Here is a 19,338-nt window from a genome sequence, read left to right as displayed (position 1 = left end):
TTAATTAATATTTTGGTTGTTCCTCAATTAAAAGGCTCATTTTTCGCGTTTAGCTAGCAATATCTAGTATAATGAAAAAAGAGTGAAGCTAAACATCTTTCTATTAAAAGGAAGGAGTTACCCCTATGAACTATATTCGTAACTTTATTGGATCGTATCCCCTATTAGTTAATATTATTTGGTTTTTTATATTTTTTGTTGTTCTTTATGGTGTCCGCCGTTTTCTTTTAAATCGCCTATATAGAGGCTTAAAAGACTCTGGACATTGGTATGTTGTTCGGAAAGTTGCTCGTTGGGCAAATAATTTTGTCTTATTTATTGTTTTTATGTCTATCTTTGGACGGAACCTTTCTGGTTTTACAACAGCAATTGGGCTAGCTGGCGCTGGAGTTACTTATGCTTTACGAGAAGTTATTGTCAGCATTGCAGGGTGGTTTGCAATTTTATTTGGTGACTTTTTTGAAACAGGAGATCGCGTCCTTCTTGGTGGGATTAAAGGCGACGTAGTAGATATTGGTATTTTACGAACAACCTTAATGGAACTTGGTGAATGGGTAGATGGCGATCAATATACGGGTAGAATTGTTCGAGTGGCTAACAGCTATATCTTTAGCTCTCCCGTTTACAACTATAACGCTGACTTTGAATTTTTATGGGATGAAATTATGATCCCCTTACGTTTTGAAAGTGACATGAGGCTAGCTAAAACGATTTTACTAGAACTAGCCGAAGAACATACGGGACAGTACAATACCGAAGCTACTATTGCTTGGGAAAAAATGAAAAGACGGTATAAATTAGAGAATGCTTCTTTAGAAAACCAAGTTTATCTTAGCTTTAATGATAACTGGGTAGAAGTGAGTCTGCGATACGTAGTTGATTATCGAGAACGTCGTGGTGTCAAAGATCAACTTTTCTCAGAAATCCTCCGTCGATTTGAACAAGAAGGAGAACGTATAGAGGTAGCATCTGAAACAATTGAAATTACCTCTGGCCGTAGTACAAAAGTAAAATAAATCTTTATATTCATTTTTTACTATCTTTGAATGATAGGTCTATTGACTAGTAAATTATATGCGTTAATACTTTATAAAAACCTTTCATTTTTATTTCTCCTTAATAGTTGAAACTCGTTTTAATTTAATTTGATACGGCAATGTAAGGGAGACAGTTTAGTCAAAATAAAAGAATAGATACTATCATTAAAAAAACTGAAAGGTATACCTTTCAAGTTTTTATACTCATAAGTTATTTTTTTGTGTCCTCTAGTGACTTTTTGTTCAACTAGCCTAAAGCAACATCTAAAATCATCATAATAACAAATCCGACCATTAGTGCTAGTGTAGCACTATCTTTGTTTCCGTTTGTCTGAGATTCAGGGATAAGTTCTTCAACAGTAACGAATATCATCGCACCTGCTGCAAAAGATAAAGCATATGGTAAAAGAGCTGTAATTGAAATAACCGTTATAGCTCCAATTACTGCAGCTATAGGCTCAACAATTGCAGAAAGCTGTCCAATATTAAAAGCTCTCCAACGACTGCTGCCGGCTGCTCTTATAGGCATGGACAAAGCAGATCCTTCAGGGATATTTTGAATACCAATTCCTAAAGCAAGTCCAACAGCACTCATAAAGGCATCACCATTTGCTGCTCCGATTGCGGCAGCTCCAAAAGCTACACCAACCGATAAGCCTTCAGGAATATTGTGGATTGTAATGGCAAGAAATAAAAGTAAGTTTTTCGAAGCTTTAGTCTTAGGTCCTTCACTATTCTCTATAGGCTCATTTAAATGTAAATGCGGAATAATTACGTCGATTAATCTTAAAAATAGTCCACCTACTAGAAATCCTATTGCGGCAGGAAACCAAGACCAAGAACCGTAATCATTTTGCTCTGCAAAAGAAATAGATGGTGCTAATAACGACCAAAAAGACGCAGCAATCATCACACCTGCTGCAAAGCCGTTCATTGTATCTAAAAACTTACGATTAACTGTTTTAAAAAGAAAAACAAAGGAAGAACCAACAATTGTACAGCCCCAAGTAAATAAACCTGCTATTAAAGCCTGTAAAACTGGGTGAAATGAAATAAATGTATCAGTGATATTTATCCTCTCCTTTTATAAAATCATAATCTATTTTATTGTTCAAATCAATTTAAGTCTATTGTTTTTGCTAATTTGACCCTAATTTCTTATAGTGTCTTCATCTGATTTAAAGATAGAACGTTCATGCTCATCTACAGAAAATTATTCCTATTCGTCTTTTTAATCCAATAGATTTCTTTTTTTCATCTATCTAGTACAATTTCACTTTCTTTTTATTCATTCTTAAGTTCTTCTCTAAAAACAACTTAATAGTATTCAATAAAACCCTACTTGCTCTTTCTAAAGGAAAATTTTTAAAAAAAGCCATAAACTGTATTTTCCTACTTTTTTTTGGTAAACTTAGTCGTCAAGATTACGTACTGAAAAAATTTTATTTTTTATCCAATTATTTAAATGAAAGATGAGGAGAATCATATGAAAATTGCTATTATTGGAATGGGCGTTGCTGGTATTGGTGCACTTAGAGAGTGGACTAGAGAAAAAGAAAACAATCCCTCGATAGAAATAACTGTATTTGGAGACGAAGATACTTTTGGAACCGGTGCACCTTATCAAAAAGACAATGAAAAATTAGTTATGAACCAAGCTGCCGGAACTATTACTATTATACCGGAAAATAAAAATGATTTTGTTGAATGGCTGCAAAGTACTAAAAAGGAAACAGAGCCAGCAGTAAAACATTATCCTCGTGAACTTTTTGGTGACTACTTAAAGGATCGAATGAGCGATTGGCTTTTCCAATCTAATGCTGAAATCATAAAAGAAGAAGTTGAGAGCGTTAAGATACTAGCGAATAATCAACTTCAATTGACTTCATCTTCTACAGTAAAAGATTTTGATGCTATCCATTTATGTATTGGAGGTCTTGCTTATAAGGATCCTTATCAATTAATTAATCATCCGAACTTTATTGTTAATCCGTTCCCAGTTAAAAAAACAATGCCTTTAATCCCTAAAGGTGCAACAGTTGGAGTATTAGGTACTGGTTTGACGGGTATTGATATTTTTAGGTACGCTCATTATAATCGACCTGATTTAACCGTATCTTTCTTTTCTCCTTCTGGACGTTTTAAATCCATTCGTGGCCAAGCTGATGCGATTGATTATCGTTTTTTTACAATAGAAAATATAAAAAGGGCTAAAGAAAAAAATAATGGTTTTATTCCATTAGAAATATATGTCGAATGGTTTAAAAAAGAAGCAGTTTACCAAGAATTATCCTTAAAAGATAATTGGGAAAATAATCAGCTTGGCTCAAAAGAAACACTCAAAAAAGAGTTAACAGATTCTAAAGAAATTGGCGCTATTCAAAATTTACTTCACGATATGAGTCCTTTTTTACCAGATATATGGATGGCTTTAGAAGAAACAGACAAACAACGTTTCTTTGACTTATATTATGAGAAATGGGATAAACTACGGAGCTCATTTCCTGTAGCTACTGCTAAAGAATTGGTAGCTGCTTGGCAAGCAAATAGCATCGCGGTATCTGACAACTTGATAGACGTTATTGAAGAAGAAAATTCCTTTAAACTTGTCTTGAAAGACCAAGCTCCAAAGTATGTAGACTATATTATTAATGCCGCTGGTACTGAAAAGAAAGTCTCGTATCAAGTAGACCGGATGCCGCTCTTGCGTCAATTAATTAATGAACGTCTTCTCCAACCAGAAACATTTGGTGGGGTTCAAATTAGCTTGCCGGACTTTAGTGCCGTTAGTCAAAGACACGGCATTCTTCATACCTTAAAAGTACACGGAGAGCTAATTTCTGGTGTACAATTTGGAAATAATTCAGTCAACATGGTTTCTGAAAGTGCACGGCCAGCAGTCAAAGATATTTTACATCACTTAAAAATGAGCAAATAGCTAATGAGTCAAAACCCCTTTGATAGAAAAAATCAGAGGGGTTTTAACTGTTTTATTTAACTAATTGTATGCTGTCTAACTTTTCGTTTGCTAAAAGAAGAAAGTTCGCTAAAACCCACTCTCTCTAGATGGTTTATTTCATTCGACATTCCTGCATAATACTCTTTTACTAAATGAGCATCAGAGCCCAGCGTTATAATCTTACCACCCAATTCTTTATACCGAATTAGTACTTCTTCTTTTGGCAAGATTGTTTTTAAAGGACCTCGTAAACCAGATGTGTTTAATTCAATTCCTTTCCCTTTTTTAATGACTGTTTTTAAGATTAAGTCTATTATTTCTTTGTATACTTTATACTCATAATCCTTAACAGCAAAAGGGGCATAGCGAACGATGTAATCTAAGTGTCCTATAACATCAAAGTTGGCAAAATTCTCTACCATTTCTAACATGAGTTCAAAGTACCTCATGTAGGATTCGTATTGTGACTTCCCTTGATAGAAATCGCCTAAATAAAGGTCTTTTCCATCTCCATAATGAATTGAACCTATAACAAAATCAAAAGGATACTCATTTAATAACTCATTGATTTGATTTTTATAATTAAGTTCGTATCCTATTTCTATTCCTACTTTTATCTCAATTTCGTATTGTTCTTCATAGCGCTTCATTACTTTGAAGTACTCTTGATAGTCTATTTGCTTTTGGAAAGCTTCTTCTATTGCACCCATATCTGCATGATCAGTGAAAATAACATAGTCTAAACCAAGTTTTTTTGCTTTAATTAAGTAGTCTGCTATCTTCGCTTCACTATCTGGAGAATAAGAAGTATGGACGTGCTGATCTGTGTATAACAAGTTAGCTCCTCCTTATTTCATTCGCTTAGCTAATTCCTCGTAGAGACTCCCCAGTGGAACCCCTTCATTGACAAGTAAAACGAGTAGGTGATAAACCAAATCACTCGCTTCATAGACTAATTCTTCTTTATTATTTTTTGCGCCTATAATAACTTCTGCAGATTCTTCGCCCACTTTTTTGAGAATCTTGTCTACTCCTTCATCGAATAAATAAGCTGTATAAGATCCTTCAACTGGATTTAGTTTTCTATCTAGTACAACTTTATATAAATCTCCAATCGTATTCTTATTGGCCGTTGAACTTTTCAACTCATTTGTGAAACAAGAGTATGTTCCCGTGTGACATGCTACACCCGTTTGACTAACTTTTATAAGAATCGTATCGCCATCACAATCGTAATAAAAGCCCTTTACTTCTTGACTATTTCCAGAGGTCGCTCCTTTTTTCCATATCTCTTTTCTTGAGCGAGAATAATAGTGTGCTATATTTGTTTCTAATGTTAACTTAACCGTTTCTTCATTCATATACGCTAACATCAAAACTTCTCCCGTAGCGATATCTTGAGCTATTGCAGGCACTAGTCCGTTTGCATCATACTTTATTTCCATTTATAAACTCACCTCTAATCCCTTTGATTTCATGTATTGTTTCAAGTCCCCAATTTCGATTTCTTTGTAGTGAAACACACTCGCTGCTAAAACACCTCTAGCCTTACCTTTTGTAGCTGCCTCAACAAAGTCTTCTAACTTACCAGCACCACCTGATGCAATAACCGGAACAGATACCGCAGACGCTAATTTATTTAATAGTTCAATATCGTATCCTTCTTTCATCCCATCTGCATCAATGCTATTCACCACTAATTCTCCAGCTCCAAGTTTCACGGCTTCTATCGCCCATTCTACTGCATCAAGACCCGTATCTATTCTCGCACCATTTGTAAATATTCGCCATTTATCTTCCCCTATTTTTTTTATATCCATTCCTAAAACAACTGCTTTAGAGCTAAATTTTTCTGAAGCTTCTTTAATTAATTCAGGCGTTTTCACCGCTCCAGAATTAATGGAAACTTTATTTGCGCCTTTATCCATAATGTTTGTAAAGTCTGCTAAGTTACTGACTCCTCCGCCTACGCAAAGAGGAATCGTTATTTTCTCTACTACTTTTTCAATAAAATCTAGCGATACATTTCTTTTTTCATTAGTAGCTGTGATATCATAAAAAACGAGCTCGTCAGCACCTGCTTTTGAATAATATTCTGCTAAAACTTCAGGATCGTCTACATCCACAATCTGATCGAACTGTTTACCCTTTACTACTCTACCATCCCTAACGTCTAAACAAGGAATCACTCTTATTAACATGTTAAAACCTCCTGTAAGTCTAATTTTCCATCATATAAGACTTTTCCAATAATTGCTCCATAAAGTCCCATTGACTTTAATCTTTTAACATCTTCTAACGTAGTAACTCCTCCTGAAGCAATCACTTCTATTGAGGTTTTTCCAATTAACTCTCCATATATTTCAAAATTAGGACCACTTAGCATCCCGTCTTTTACAATATCTGTATAAACTATTCGATTCAAACCATAGGATTCAAGTTCTTTTATATAGTCTATCGCTTTTACATCAGAAACTTGTTCCCATCCATCAGTGGCTATAAATCCATTACTAGCATCAATTGAGACAATTATTTTGTCACCATATTGCGAAATAACTTCTTTCATCCATTTGGGGTCTTTGAGAGCAGCCGTTCCTATAATCACTTGAGAAACGCCTAAATTTAATAGCGTCTCTATTCCCTGAGAATCTCTAATTCCACCACCTAATTGAATGGGTATTGTCACGTTTTTAATTATTTCTTTTACAACTTCTTCATTTAAACGAATTCCATTTCTAGCCCCGTCAAGGTCTACTAAATGCAAAAATTCAGCTCCAGTATCTTCCCATCTTATTGCTACTTTTACAGGATCTTTTTCGTATACCGTCATTTTCTCATAAAGACCTTGCTCTAATCTGACACACGATTTATCTTTGATATCAATTGCTGGATAGATAAACACTTAATCAACTCCTTGATTCCCTTTATTTAATTAACTATTTCAACTACTTTATTACAATACGCCTTTCGTGCTTACTACCTCATCATCAACGATGCACACAGCTTCTCTCATTGCTCTTCCTAATCCTTTAAAAACAGCTTCTATCTTGTGATGGTCATTTTCTCCTCTCATCACATCGATATGGAGAGTAAGTCCGGCAGACATAGCAAAGCTATAGAAAAACTCTTTGAAACATTGATTTTCCATTTCTCCTATCTTTTCAGATGTGAACATTAAATTTTCAACTAGAAAAGGTCGATTAGAAATATCGATAGCGACAAGTGCTAGACTCTCATCCATAGGTGTGATTGGAGAAGCAAATCTAGCAATCCCTATTTTATCTCCCAAAGCTTCTTTAAATGCAGCTCCTAAGGAAAGTCCAATATCTTCAACGGTGTGATGAGTATCTACCTGTAAGTCTCCGTCACATTCGACAGTCAAATCGAATTTTGCATAAAAAGCCATTGCTCTTAGCATATGATCAAAGAAACCAATTCCAGAGTTGATAGAAATCTTTCTAGACCCCTCTAGATTTAACATTAAATCTATCTTTGTTTCTAACGTATGCCGCGTAATCTTAGCTTGTCGCATGTTGTACCTCCTTTATTATCTTCCTAACACTTTCATTCTCTTGGGGTGTACCAATAGTGAGTCTATAGTATCCTTCAAGTTTTCCTGAAAAATCCCTAATCAATACGGCCTTGTTTTCTAATGCATCAAATACCGCTTTTGGCGCTTGGAAAAACAAAAAATTAGCTTCTGATGGGAAAGGATTTAAGTCTTTTCCTTGTAAAAAGAGTCTCATCTTTTCTCTTTCTTTTTTAATCATTTCAATATTTTTATTTGTAATCTCTTGATCATTGAGTACTTTTAGACCCATTTCTTGAGTCAAAGCGTTTACGTTATAAGGAGAGCGTACTCGATTGATATAACCAATATTTTCTTTGTCCGCAATCATGTACCCCAATCGAATTCCAGCTAACCCCATCGCTTTAGAAAAAGTTCTTAAAACAAGCATATTTTTGAATTCTTTAGTGAAATCTGTTTTCGGTTCATTTGTAAATTCGATGTAAGCTTCATCTAAAATAACCATTGCATCTACTGATGTTAGGATTTTTTTGATTTCTTCTCTTGGAATAAACAGACCTGTTGGATTATTTGGATTACTAATAATAACTAACTTAGCTTTTTTTTCTTGAATAAATTCTACAAAGCCTTCAATGTTTAACTTTTTTTTATCGTCTAGCGGATACTCTTCATAGTTTCCTTTATGGATTATGGTGAAAATCTGGTACATACTAAAAGTGGGTGAAAAACTAACCACCGTTTTTCCTGCTTCTAAATAAGCTTTCATTGCTAGTTCAATTAGTTCGCTAGAACCATTTCCAAGCACGATTTCATCTTTGTCCTTTCCCAGTTTTTTTGCTAATTCTCCTCTTAATGTATCGCTTTTATCTAGCGGGTAACGGTTCAGACCTTTTATCCACTCCACACCTTCATTTGCATCTAACTTAATAGTAAAATCCTTATTTAGAACTTCATAAGCGTTTAACTTTTTTATTTCTTCTCTTACATATTTTTCCACTTTATGATTCCTCCATTCTCACCTTGATAGAATTAGCATGTCCTGTCAATCCTTCGTTATTAGCGATTAATAAAATGTCTTCTGACGCCTGTCTGAGTGCTTCTTTCGAATAATAAACAAGAGAAGTTTTTTTATAAAAGTCATCGACACCAAGAGCGGAAGAAAACCTCGCTGTTTTTGAAGTAGGCAGCGTATGATTCGGGCCAGCATAATAATCTCCTAAAGGTTCAGGTGAATATTCTCCAAGAAAAATAGCGCCTGCGTTTTTAATTTTTTTGTAGTCTTCAAATGGATTTTCAGTCAATATTTCTAAATGTTCTGGCGCAAAATCATTGGCTATTTCAAAGCATTGTTCTTTCGTTTCACAAAGAATAATTGCACCATATTCAGAAAGGGCTTCTCTAGCTATTTCATTCCGTTCAAGCATTTGAAGTTGGATTTCTACCTCTTTTTGAATAGCCTTTGCTTGACTATGAGAATCTGTTACCACTATACTCGCAGCTCTTTTATCGTGTTCTGCTTGAGCTAATAGATCAGCCGCAATGAAAGTTGGATTTGCTTTCTCATCTGCAATAATCAGCACTTCACTTGGTCCAGCAATCATATCAATACCCACTAATCCAGATACTTTGTGCTTAGCCATGGCAACATAAATATTTCCTGGTCCGACAATTTTATCTACTTTAGGAATCGTTTCGCTGCCGTAACAAAGAGCGCCAACAGCTTGTGCCCCTCCAATTTTATAAATTTGGTCAACTCCCAATAAATCAGCTGTCACTAAAACAGAATCTTTTATCTTACCATTTTTATCTGCTGGCGTTGTGATGACTATTTCCTTTACTCCCGCCAAGTTTGCAGGTATAGCATTCATCATTACCGTGGAAGGATAAGAAGCAGTTCCGCCTGGTATGTATAACCCTACTTTCTCAATCGGCATCACCATTTGGCCAAGCATGACATCTGGACTTTCATTTATCATAAAACCTTCTTTTACTTGTTTTTTATGAAAAGTAGTGATGTTTTTAATCGCATTTTTCAAGGCTTTTTCTAGGTCCTTATCAATAGCCTGCTTAGCTGCTTCTATTTCTTCTTGAGTTACTTTTAAGTTTTCCAACTTATTTTCATCGTATAACTGGGTGAATTTTAATACTGCCTTATCGCCATCTGTTTTTACCTCTTCCAATATTTGATTGACTGTTTCTAGCACTTCTGTCGAGTCCATCTGGCTACGAGATAAAATCTTTGCTATTTTTTCACTTTCTTTGTTTGCCTCTATTATTTTAATCATCGTCTTTCACCTAAGACCTTTTCTATTTTTTGTATCTCCTCATAGTTGAATCGATAACTGACTTTATTCACAATCAGACGAGCGCTGATTGGGTCCAATTCTTCTAAAACAACTAATCCATTATCTTTCAAGGTTGTTCCAGTTTCTACTATATCGACAATGACCTCGCTTAACCCCATTAATGGTGCTAATTCTATAGCTCCTCCCAATTTTATTATCTCTATCTTTTGTCCTCTATCCTCAAAAATAGAATAAACATAGGAAGGATATTTTGTCGCTATCTTTAAAACTTCATTCTTTTTAACTAAGTCCTGATTCTCAAAACCAGCTACAACAAATTTACACTTACCATATTTGAGATCCAATACTTCGTAGATATCTTTATTCTCTTCTAGAATAGTGTCTCTACCTACAATACCCATATCCGCTACGCCTTTTTCGACGTAAGTAACCACGTCGCAAGGTTTAACAAAGATAAAATTGATTGTTTTATTAGCATTATTAAAAATTAGTTTTCTAGAATCTTCTTCCATTTCAATCGCATACTCTGTTTCTTCAAAAAGTTTTAATCCTTTTTTTCCAAGTCGCCCTTTTGCTATCGCTATCGTTAGAGTCTCCACTAATTTTTCCCCTCCATTCTAATTTCAGTAACGATATTCATATCAATCATGAATCCTATTGCAGAAACCGTTAAACCATATTTTTCAGTTGACTTGTCGTAACGACCACCGCTCAAAATTTTGGTTGGTTTATTTGAACAATAGCCTTTAAAAATGATGCCATCATAATAATCAAGGTCTGGTACCATAGAAAGATCAACTTTGATATTATCCGTTACACCTTTATCAAAAAAATACTCGTTAAGACTTTCAAGAGAACGGATAGCCTTTTTCATTTCTTTATTTGTTTCATAGGTTTTAGCCATAGTAATGACTTTTTCCATACTCCCTTGCATATCTAATATATTAGTTAACATTGTATTTTCAAGTTTTAATGACTTCAGTTTCCCCTTAAGCTCATCACGATTTTTCCTACTAATTAGTGTTTTTATAGCCAGTTCATCAGCATCTGCTAGCTTTCTTTCTTTGAAAAAACTATCTAAATAGTTACTGGAACCAAGTTCTAGAATATAGTCTTTGTCTAATTTTGACATCAGATTTAGTGCTATTTCAAAAACCTCTCTATCCCCGTTAATTTGGTTATCTCCTAATGATTCAATTCCCATTTGATAGTCTTCAGCTACATTTCCTCTTAATTCATTTCTATAAATTTTAGAATTGTAGTAAACTTTTAGAGGCTTTTTTCCGTCCCATTTAGTAAAAATTTGACTTAGAATATTTGTTGTAATATCTGGTCTTAAAACATATATCTTAGAATCTCCACCTAAAACTTTTACCGTCTTAGCTAGATCAGGATTAGCTGCTGAGTTAATAAAATCATCGTAATCTTGAAATGTTTTAGGTTCAATTAAAGAAAAACCTGTTTTTTCAAAATAATTCTCAATACCTCTCTTGATGTCTTTTTTTATTTTTGTTTTTTCTAATTCTTGGGCAATTGTTCTAAACTGCATGTAACTCTCTCCTTCTTTTTATAAATTTGTAAAAAAGTATACAAAAAAACCATATAGAAAATCTATATGGTTTAACTACTTCCCATCATAGATTCATGCTCTAGTTAAAATAAACTAAACAGAGCATGCATCTATGAACTAATTTTTAGCCGTTAGTTCATGGTTACAGACTCTACTACCTATGATGGTTATGATGGTTCTTAATTACATTTTTCTCGATTTTTAGATTTTTTGCTTGATTTATTTTCATCGCGCCTTCCTCCTTTTTTTCATTTTATTTTCTTTTTTAGTTGGATTTTTTATGTAGGTTTAGCTTTTTCTCTTTTGAAATTTACATTTTGAAATTTAGTTTAATGAAAGATAACATTATCAAAACAATTAAGCAAGCTTTAACTATCGTTGTTTTTTCAAATTTATTTGTTTAACCTTTTTGAAAACAGATTAAACTTTAAAAAATATTGAGGTAACTAGCTATTCTATTGACTTTAAATGTATTAAAACATATATAATTATATGGTTTAAAAACAACAGAATATATTTTTTCATGCATAAAAATTAAAAATCAATTTTTATATTTAGTTACGCAATGGTAAATTATCATCTAAACCGTTCTAAATAAATAAAAGACTGCTAACACATTTAGTCTCGTGTTAACAGTCTTTGTTTCGTTCATTTTAAAACCTGTTTTTATATTGACAAACAGTCTTATTTATTTCTTATTATTCGCCACGTTCGGCCATAAGAATTTCGATTTCACTCTCATTGATTCCTACCATAGCTTTACCAAGATTTTTGCTTACTTCGGCTAAAATAGCTGGATCTTGATAGTTTTTAACTGCGCGAACGATTGCTTTTGCGCGTTTCTCAGGATCGCCAGAAGCAAAAATACCACTTCCTACAAAAACTCCTTCAGCTCCTAGTTGTCTCATTAAAACTGCATCAGCTGGAGTCGCAACGCCGCCTGCACTAAAGTTTACAACTGGCAATTTGCCGTTTTCATGTACATATTTTAGTAAGTCGTAAGGTACTGCTAATTCTTTTGCTGTATGAAATAATTCTTCTTCAGACAAACTAGCGACTCGGCGAATTTCAGATTGGATTAGGCGCATATGACTAACTGCTTGAACAACATCTCCAGTACCCGCTTCTCCTTTAGTCCGAATCATAGAAGCGCCTTCTTGAATGCGACGAAGTGCTTCACCCAAGTTTCTTGCTCCACAAACAAATGGTGTTTTAAATTTGTTCTTATCGATATGGTACACATGATCTGCTGGCGAAAGAACTTCACTCTCATCAATATAATCAACGTGAATGGCTTCAAGTATTTGTGCCTCTACAAAATGGCCAATTCGAACTTTTGCCATAACTGGAATGGAAACAGCATCCATAATAGATTGAATCATCTCAGGATCACTCATTCTACTAATTCCTCCAGCAGCACGGATATCCGCTGGAATTCTTTCTAAAGCCATTACAGCAACTGCACCAGCATCTTCTGCAATTCTTGCTTGCTCAGGTGTGGTAACGTCCATGATGACGCCTCCAAGAAATTGTTTTGAGATAGCTTCTTTATCAATCATACTCATAAATTATTGCTCCTTTAACTGATATGATAGGATTTTACGTTTCCAGCTAAAAAAAGTGGTCTACCTAATTACTATACTTATTAGGATAATCCCTCTTCAAAACGGATACTTATTTCCTTCGAGTGACTCTCTAAAATATACATACTATCCACTAGAATAGCTTAGTATCTACCGGCATATAATACTATTCCCGCAGTGTCTAGTCAAGCATATGGTCCTACCTAAGTCTAACACTTAAAGGATAATAAACCTAAATAATAAATTTAATCAAGATTCTAATTTCCAAAAGCCTTCTTTCGCTATTTTAATTGGCAGTAAAGATAAAAAATAGGTATCTCAAAGAGAATAGATTACTTTTTTAATGTTTTACATGAGGAACCTCCATTCTAGTTACCTATACCAGACTTTTGAAATTCTTGTTTGATTTCCTTCAACAGATTTGAATCTTTAATGGCTTTTAGAATAAATAAGCCAACAACTCTAGCTCCTTGATAAATGAATTCGTTAATAGAGTCAGATTTCATAATATCTGCGACTTCCTTCGTATGCAATGGGAAATAATGATCCAGAATAGTCATTATTGGATAAAAAGTTGGACAAACATAACTTACATTTTCGATATCTGAACTACCTGTAGCTTGTCCTTGTTTTTCTTCTACATATGGAAGATCAATTAAAGCCATTATTTCTTTAATAGCTTCCGTCCCTTTATAATTAACATTCATATTATCGAAGTCTTCACCAGTTTTCATAGTGGTATACTCTGTTTCGGTAGCGATTGATGCTCCTCTGGTACAATTCATCACTTTTTCAAGAGTTTGTTTCAAATTAAATTTATCTGAATTGCGCATGTTAATGATCATTTCTGCTTCTTCCGGAATAACGTTAGATGCTTCGCCGCCTTTCGTGATACTATAAGAAACTCTCGTATAAGGTTTTAGCTGCTAACGCATCATATCGAGAGCATTGCCAGTAAGCAATGGTTTATGTGGTAAGCTATTCCTTCATTTTTTAGTAGTTTTTCTAAATAATTACCTCTTAATTTACTCATTAAATCATTTCTTTCTTTTTTAAGATAAGAGTAGCATTAATAATCTTACTAGAATTGAAAAATTTATAGCAGGCTATTGAAAATAATAGCGACGAAAAATAATTTGAGCGAATTTTTCCCTAATACTAATATAGAATAGTTGATACCACAATCTCAGTCATCTATAAAATAATCATTATTTATATTTCTATCTTAGGAAATCAGTTTGACTTTTATCAAATACTAGAGAGGTGGACGCTATGATTAGTAAATAATATAGCAATAAAAGTCGTTTCTTGTTGTAGAGCTCTAGTTTTTTCTGTTACACTCAAAAAAGGTCACGTTCTCTTTTTAAAACCTACTTTTTGATAGGAGGAAGATAATGATAGCAGTCTCTGAAGAAAGAAAAAAATTCCCCGAATTATCCCAAAAAAAAATGTATTTTCTATTTACTGTTTTCGCTTTATCCTTTGGTGTGCTAGCTTTTTTATTCAATTCTCCACAAGAAATATGGACTGGCTTTTGGATAATTATGAGCTCTCCAGCAACTTTATTAACCGACTATATCGAATTAGCTAATGCAGGAGCAGCTTTTTTAAATGTCTCCATTATGACATTGGAATCGCTACTCCTCGTGCGAATGTGTAAAGCTAAAATTAATGGCCCTGTCATTGCTGGAATACTTATTATCACAGGATTTTCTTTCTTTGGTAAAAATTTCTACAACTCTTTACCCATTATTTTAGGAGCTTTCGGTTTTGCAAAAGTTACTCAGATTCCTTTAGAGAAGTCCTTGCTTGCAGCACTTTTCGGAACAGCGTTGAGTCCACTAGTAAGCGAACTTAGCTTTGGACAAGAACTTCCTCTTTCTATTGGTATTTTTCTAGGTAGTCTATCTGGATTTATTGCTGGCTTTTTATTGCCTCCACTTGCACGTCACGTTATCACTTTTACCAAAGGTTTCAGTCTGTATAACATCGGATTCGTTTGTGGATTAATAGGAACGGTCTTTACTTCTATTATGAGGAATTTCGGACGTGAAGTAGAAAGTGTGTCTATCCTTGCCAGTGGTTATAATTTCCCTTTTTCTCTTTTTTTACTCGTTCTTTTCACCTGCATGATTCTGATAGGCCTTATCGTTAATAAGGGAGATTTAAAAGGGTTAAAAGAAATTTTGAGCCGTTCTGGTCAACTTTCAACTGATTATATTGAAATAGGTGGAGTCGGTGCGACTTTTTTTAATATGGGATTATTGGGTATCATTTCTACTATATATATATTACTTCTAGGTGGAGAATTAAATGGACCTGTTTTAGGTGGAATTTTTTGTATCGTCGGTTTTGGTGCATTTGGTAAAAATATTAAAACAATAGTAGCACCTATGTTAGGCGCTACTGTCATGTCTTACTTTACTCTTTATGAAATCCAAGATACGAATGTTTTAATTTCTATTCTTTTTGTTACATCACTTTCGCCTATTGCTGGTCATTATGGTGCAATTGCTGGTTTTATTGCAGGTGCTCTTCATCTTACTTTAGTAGTCAATATCGGTTTTCTACATGGCGGTATCAATCTTTATAATAATGGATTCGCAGCTGGTTTAGTCGCTGCTATTCTTGTTCCATTCCTAGAAGCTCTTCATTATCGCAAAGTAGGTCATGAATTACTGGATCAAGAAATTAACCCCGCTGATGAAGTTAAGTTAAATTAAAAAAAGTAAGCCTATTTCTAAAAGATTGCCTTAGACTGCTAAACATGTTGTCTGGAGCAAAAAAATGAACAGATAAGAATTTAATCTAATAGGATATTAAGAGCCCCATAATAAGTACAGCCGTTAGGACCATCCCCGTGGTAATTGCTATTAGAATAGCCAATGAATTTGAGATATCTTCATTCTCTTTTTTCAATCGTTTAAAACTATCTTTAAAGCTTAAGAAAGCAAGAATGTAAATAGCTATCCCTATTAGTACAAATAAGATACCAATCAGTAAGATATAGCCACGATAAATTTCGTTATCGCCCATAAATTTAACAACTGCTAATCCACCTAGAACTGAGGATAATCCTGTTCTTATCCATGCACTAAAGGTTCTTTCGTTTGCTAATATTGTTCTTTGCACTGCTAGTTCTGTCCGTTTCTTTGCAAGATCATTTTTACTAGCCTCGTCTTTCAAAATCATCACTCCTTATTTTTGCTCACTTTATTCTATTCTGTTAAATATTTTTAATTTGCTTTTATTATCAAATGTTTTTAACATTTTTGTCATTAACATAAACACACTGCAATCTATTTATCTAAAGTAAGTTTATACTTGCTATTGTTAGCTTTCAAATCTAGTATACATTAACATTTAATAACTTACATATGAATTAAAAAAAGAAAAATCTTACAATATTATCTATTGTAGATTTTCCTTTTTTATTGGTTACTATTATCCTAACTGACTAAATACTTATTTACTTATAATTAAATCCCATCAGAAATTTATTAAAATGAACAAATAGTACTTCTTTCTTAGTACATCTGACCTTTATTTACCTATAACCACGTCTATTTTTTTAGCAATATCTATATTTACACCTAAAACATTTACAATCTTCTCACCAAAAATACCAATAAATTTATTTTCAGTATTTTTTTTCACAATTTTTTGAAGCTCATCTTGATTAAGACCTGAAGTCTCAGAAATTTCTGGCAATTGAACTAATGCTGACTCGTAGCTTATGTGCGGGTCTAATCCAGAACCCGAAGCTGTTAATAAATCAGTTGGAATTTGACTTTTTTTGATACTTGGATTAGTTTGTAAAAAATAGGCCATATCTTTTTCTACTCTTTTTTCTAATTCTGGATTAGTTGCTGCAAAATTAGTTGAACCTGAAGCTACGCCACTATATAAACCTTCATTTTTTTCCTCTATTGTATACGTATTGTAATTCACAGCAGATGGACGACTCTTCATAAAGCGAGGATCAGTAAATTTTTGTCCTATTAACTTTGATCCTACAATTTCATCATTTACCATGACTAAACTGCCGTTAGCTTGTTTCGGGAAAATAACTTGGCTCACTCCTGTCATCAGTAGCGGGTATGCTAAGCCACAAATAAATAGAAATACAATACTTATCAAAAAAGGTGTTTTTAGTTCTAGCATTACTTTTTTCATAGTTTATTCTCCTTCCTAGTTAACATAATATTTGTTTTTTAAGCTTATTTTTAATTGATCTATTGTATTTAATTTTACTACTTTATATAGAAATAATGGTATAACCTACCCTATCAATCAAAGTCCAATAATAATTAGTATAGGAGTAATGACTAAATCAATCATCTTTATCCCTATAAATGGAGCAATCATACCACCTAAACCATAAATCAGCATATTGTGAATCAACATCTTCTCAGAGCGTTGTGGCTTATACTTAACTCCCCTCATTGCTAAAGGAATAAGTAAAGGTATGATGAGTGCATTGAAAATCAATGCCGACAGGATTGCACTGTAAGAAGTGGACAAAGCCATGATATTCAATACACCTAATTGGGGTATAACGTTCATGAACATAGCTGGAATAATCGCGAAATATTTCGCTACATCATTTGCAATACTAAACGTTGTGAGAGATCCTCTAGTAATCAAAAGTTGTTTGCCAATCTCTACAACATCCAAAATTTTCGTTGGATCTGAATCTAAATCAATCATATTAGCTGCTTCTTTAGCTGCAGAGGTTCCGCTATTCATAGCAATTCCAACATCTGCTTGAGCAAGTGCAGGCGCATCATTAGTACCATCTCCAGTCATTGCAACGACTTTTCCTTCTGATTGCTCATCTTTGATTACCTTAATCTTGTCTTCAGGCTTACATTGAGCAATAAAACTGTCTACTCCAGCTTCCTGTGCAATTGTTGCAGCCGTTAATGGATTATCTCCTGTGCACATGATTGTTTTGATTCCTATTTCTCTAAGTCGAGCAAAACGTTCAACCAAACCTGGTTTTATGGTGTCTTTCAAATAAATAACTCCTAGGATAGTCTTGTTTTCACTCACTACTAGTGGTGTACCACCTAGCGAAGAAATATTTCGAACAATTTCTTCTAAGTCTTTTGGAATATATCCACCTATCAATTGAACATATTCGATTATCGCATCGGAGGCCCCTTTACGAATTTTTGTTCCATTTTCTATATCTATACCACTCATTCTCGTCTGAGCTGTAAACTCGATAAATATTGTCTGTAAATTCTCACTAAAGTGTTTACCAGTTTGCTTAATTCCTAAATCGACAATGGATTTACCTTCTGGAGTATCATCTTGAAGAGAACTTAGAACAGCCTTTTCAATTAATTCAACTTCACTCACCCCTTTTACAGGTGAAAACTCAGCTGCCATACGATTCCCGTAGGTAATTGTTCCGGTTTTATCTAAAATCATTGTGTCTACATCACCACAAGCTTCAACTGCTTTGCCAGACATGGCAATAACATTAAAACGAGTTACTCGATCCATACCTGCAATGCCTATTGCCGATAATAGCCCACCAATCGTTGTAGGAATTAAGCACACCGTTAAAGCAATTAATGTGGAGATTTCTAACTTTACTCCAACGTAACTAGCTAGTGGATACAAAGTAACAATGACAATCAGGAAAATGATGGTTAAACTAACCAGTAACGTATTCAATGCAATTTCATTGGGCGTTTTCTTCCTTGAAGCCCCTTCAACAAGTGAAATCATTTTATCTAAAAAAGATTCTCCTGGATTAGAAGTAACTCTTATTTTTAGCCAGTCACTCACAACTGTTGTACCACCAGTTACGGAAGCAAAATCACCACCGTTTTCTTTAACTACAGGAGCAGATTCTCCAGTTATAGCAGACTCATCGACAGAAGCAATTCCCTCAACTACTTCTCCATCTGTAGGAATAAGTTCGCCAGATTTAACCAGAACCAAGTCTCCTTTTTTCAACTGATTAGCATCAACCATTTCTTCTGATTTATTTTCTTTTAAAATTCTTGCTTTCATATCTTTTTGTGTCTTTTTAAGACTTTCTGCTTGTGCTTTGCCTCGACCTTCTGCAACTGATTCAGCAAAATTTGCAAACAAAACGGTTATGAATAAAATAAAAGTTACAATCATATTGTACGTTCTTGCGTTTGTATTTACACTACCGAATAAATCCGGTACAAAACTTAAAAGTAGTGTGATAAAAAAGCCAATTTCAACTACAAATATCACTGGATTCTTCATCATATATCTTGGATTTAATTTTATAAATGAGCCCTTTATAGCGCTCAATAATATTTTTTTATCTATTAAAGTTTTTTTCTCTGTTTGATTCATCAAAAA

The 19,338-nt window shown here is 33.9% G+C and carries 17 protein-coding genes and 1 pseudogene; 3 read left to right on the top strand and 15 right to left on the bottom strand.

Features of this window, described 5'->3' with window-relative positions; all coding sequences use genetic code 11:
- Window positions 1-125 precede the first annotated feature (125 nt).
- A complete protein-coding gene (locus B9Y54_RS04985) occupies window positions 126-1,016 on the top strand; it encodes a mechanosensitive ion channel family protein (protein ID WP_085559237.1) in 891 nt (296 codons plus the stop codon).
- Window positions 1,017-1,284: 268 nt separating this feature from the next.
- On the opposite strand, the gene B9Y54_RS04980 is transcribed toward B9Y54_RS04985, so the two are convergent.
- Window positions 1,285-2,106 carry a ZIP family metal transporter gene (locus B9Y54_RS04980; RefSeq protein ID WP_085559236.1) on the bottom strand — a complete coding sequence of 274 codons (822 nt, stop codon included), beginning with the start codon at window positions 2,104-2,106 and terminating at the stop codon, window positions 1,285-1,287.
- Window positions 2,107-2,523: 417 nt separating this feature from the next.
- Here B9Y54_RS04980 and B9Y54_RS04975 point away from each other — a divergent pair, with 417 nt between their 5' ends.
- Window positions 2,524-3,975, top strand: coding sequence for an FAD/NAD(P)-binding protein (locus B9Y54_RS04975; RefSeq protein ID WP_159446059.1), 1,452 nt, complete (start codon window positions 2,524-2,526; stop codon window positions 3,973-3,975).
- 56 nt (window positions 3,976-4,031) lie between these two features.
- On the opposite strand, the gene B9Y54_RS04970 is transcribed toward B9Y54_RS04975, so the two are convergent.
- The 11 genes and pseudogenes from B9Y54_RS04970 to B9Y54_RS04920 all read right to left on the bottom strand — a co-directional run.
- On the bottom strand, window positions 4,032-4,832 hold the full coding sequence (locus B9Y54_RS04970) for a histidinol-phosphatase HisJ family protein (protein ID WP_085559234.1): 801 nt from the start codon (window positions 4,830-4,832) through the stop codon (window positions 4,032-4,034).
- Between the two features lie 12 nt (window positions 4,833-4,844).
- Window positions 4,845-5,441: a bifunctional phosphoribosyl-AMP cyclohydrolase/phosphoribosyl-ATP diphosphatase HisIE gene (gene hisIE, locus B9Y54_RS04965; RefSeq protein ID WP_085559233.1), complete on the bottom strand. Its 597-nt coding sequence runs from the start codon at window positions 5,439-5,441 to the stop codon at window positions 4,845-4,847.
- Window positions 5,442-6,197: an imidazole glycerol phosphate synthase subunit HisF gene (gene hisF / locus B9Y54_RS04960; RefSeq protein ID WP_085559232.1), complete on the bottom strand. Its 756-nt coding sequence runs from the start codon at window positions 6,195-6,197 to the stop codon at window positions 5,442-5,444.
- The gene (gene hisA, locus B9Y54_RS04955) at window positions 6,191-6,898 is read right to left on the bottom strand and encodes a 1-(5-phosphoribosyl)-5-[(5-phosphoribosylamino)methylideneamino]imidazole-4-carboxamide isomerase (protein ID WP_085559231.1); all 708 of its coding nucleotides are present in this window, start codon (window positions 6,896-6,898) and stop codon (window positions 6,191-6,193) included. Before hisA ends, hisF begins: the two co-directional genes overlap by 7 nt.
- A gap of 51 nt (window positions 6,899-6,949) precedes the next feature.
- Entirely contained in the window at window positions 6,950-7,528 is a 579-nt protein-coding gene (hisB, locus tag B9Y54_RS04950; protein ID WP_085559230.1) for an imidazoleglycerol-phosphate dehydratase HisB, read from the bottom strand.
- Entirely contained in the window at window positions 7,515-8,522 is a 1,008-nt protein-coding gene (gene hisC, locus B9Y54_RS04945; RefSeq protein ID WP_085559229.1) for a histidinol-phosphate transaminase, read from the bottom strand. Before hisC ends, hisB begins: the two co-directional genes overlap by 14 nt.
- A 1-nt stretch (window position 8,523) precedes the next feature.
- Window positions 8,524-9,810, bottom strand: coding sequence for a histidinol dehydrogenase (hisD, locus tag B9Y54_RS04940; RefSeq protein WP_085559228.1), 1,287 nt, complete (start codon window positions 9,808-9,810; stop codon window positions 8,524-8,526).
- Window positions 9,807-10,430, bottom strand: a complete 624-nt coding sequence (hisG, locus tag B9Y54_RS04935) for an ATP phosphoribosyltransferase (protein ID WP_085559227.1) — start codon at window positions 10,428-10,430, stop codon at window positions 9,807-9,809. Before hisG ends, hisD begins: the two co-directional genes overlap by 4 nt.
- The gene (locus B9Y54_RS04930) at window positions 10,430-11,380 is read right to left on the bottom strand and encodes an ATP phosphoribosyltransferase regulatory subunit (protein WP_085559226.1); all 951 of its coding nucleotides are present in this window, start codon (window positions 11,378-11,380) and stop codon (window positions 10,430-10,432) included. Before B9Y54_RS04930 ends, hisG begins: the two co-directional genes overlap by 1 nt.
- 719 nt (window positions 11,381-12,099) lie before the next feature.
- Window positions 12,100-12,966, bottom strand: a complete 867-nt coding sequence (gene pdxS / locus B9Y54_RS04925; protein ID WP_234987824.1) for a pyridoxal 5'-phosphate synthase lyase subunit PdxS — start codon at window positions 12,964-12,966, stop codon at window positions 12,100-12,102.
- A 386-nt stretch (window positions 12,967-13,352) separates the two neighbouring features.
- A pseudogene (locus B9Y54_RS04920) lies at window positions 13,353-13,889 on the bottom strand (peptidase dimerization domain-containing protein); the annotation flags it as partial.
- A 489-nt stretch (window positions 13,890-14,378) separates the two neighbouring features.
- Here B9Y54_RS04920 and B9Y54_RS04915 point away from each other — a divergent pair.
- Window positions 14,379-15,707 (top strand): DUF1576 domain-containing protein, encoded by a 1,329-nt coding sequence (locus tag B9Y54_RS04915; protein ID WP_085559224.1) that lies wholly within the window; start codon window positions 14,379-14,381, stop codon window positions 15,705-15,707.
- A gap of 85 nt (window positions 15,708-15,792) precedes the next feature.
- Here the strand turns inward: B9Y54_RS04915 and B9Y54_RS04910 are convergent, their stop codons facing one another.
- The 3 genes from B9Y54_RS04910 to kdpB form a co-directional block, all read right to left on the bottom strand.
- A complete protein-coding gene (locus tag B9Y54_RS04910) occupies window positions 15,793-16,170 on the bottom strand; it encodes a YidH family protein (RefSeq protein WP_159446058.1) in 378 nt (125 codons plus the stop codon).
- Window positions 16,171-16,527: 357 nt separating this feature from the next.
- On the bottom strand, window positions 16,528-17,160 hold the full coding sequence (locus B9Y54_RS04905; protein WP_085559222.1) for a K(+)-transporting ATPase subunit C: 633 nt from the start codon (window positions 17,158-17,160) through the stop codon (window positions 16,528-16,530).
- Between the two features lie 117 nt (window positions 17,161-17,277).
- Window positions 17,278-19,332, bottom strand: coding sequence for a potassium-transporting ATPase subunit KdpB (gene kdpB, locus B9Y54_RS04900; RefSeq protein ID WP_085559221.1), 2,055 nt, complete (start codon window positions 19,330-19,332; stop codon window positions 17,278-17,280).
- Window positions 19,333-19,338 lie beyond the last annotated feature (6 nt).

This window comes from Carnobacterium iners (assembly GCF_900177385.1).
GTDB classification, from domain to species: domain Bacteria; phylum Bacillota; class Bacilli; order Lactobacillales; family Carnobacteriaceae; genus Carnobacterium_A; species Carnobacterium_A iners.
This window is presented reverse-complemented; position numbering and strand designations above follow the sequence as displayed.

Coding starts and splice junctions, on each gene's coding strand:
- hisB (WP_085559230.1), bottom strand. CDS start 7,528: ATGCGACAAGCTAAGATTACGCGGCATACGTTAGAAACAAAGATAGAT.
- kdpB (WP_085559221.1), bottom strand. CDS start 19,332: ATGAATCAAACAGAGAAAAAAACTTTAATAGATAAAAAAATATTATTG.
- hisIE (WP_085559233.1), bottom strand. CDS start 5,441: ATGGAAATAAAGTATGATGCAAACGGACTAGTGCCTGCAATAGCTCAA.
- pdxS (WP_234987824.1), bottom strand. CDS start 12,966: ATGAGTATGATTGATAAAGAAGCTATCTCAAAACAATTTCTTGGAGGC.
- hisD (WP_085559228.1), bottom strand. CDS start 9,810: ATGATTAAAATAATAGAGGCAAACAAAGAAAGTGAAAAAATAGCAAAG.
- B9Y54_RS04930 (WP_085559226.1), bottom strand. CDS start 11,380: ATGCAGTTTAGAACAATTGCCCAAGAATTAGAAAAAACAAAAATAAAA.
- B9Y54_RS04985 (WP_085559237.1), top strand. CDS start 126: ATGAACTATATTCGTAACTTTATTGGATCGTATCCCCTATTAGTTAAT.
- B9Y54_RS04905 (WP_085559222.1), bottom strand. CDS start 17,160: ATGAAAAAAGTAATGCTAGAACTAAAAACACCTTTTTTGATAAGTATT.
- hisF (WP_085559232.1), bottom strand. CDS start 6,197: ATGTTAATAAGAGTGATTCCTTGTTTAGACGTTAGGGATGGTAGAGTA.
- B9Y54_RS04975 (WP_159446059.1), top strand. CDS start 2,524: ATGAAAATTGCTATTATTGGAATGGGCGTTGCTGGTATTGGTGCACTT.
- B9Y54_RS04915 (WP_085559224.1), top strand. CDS start 14,379: ATGATAGCAGTCTCTGAAGAAAGAAAAAAATTCCCCGAATTATCCCAA.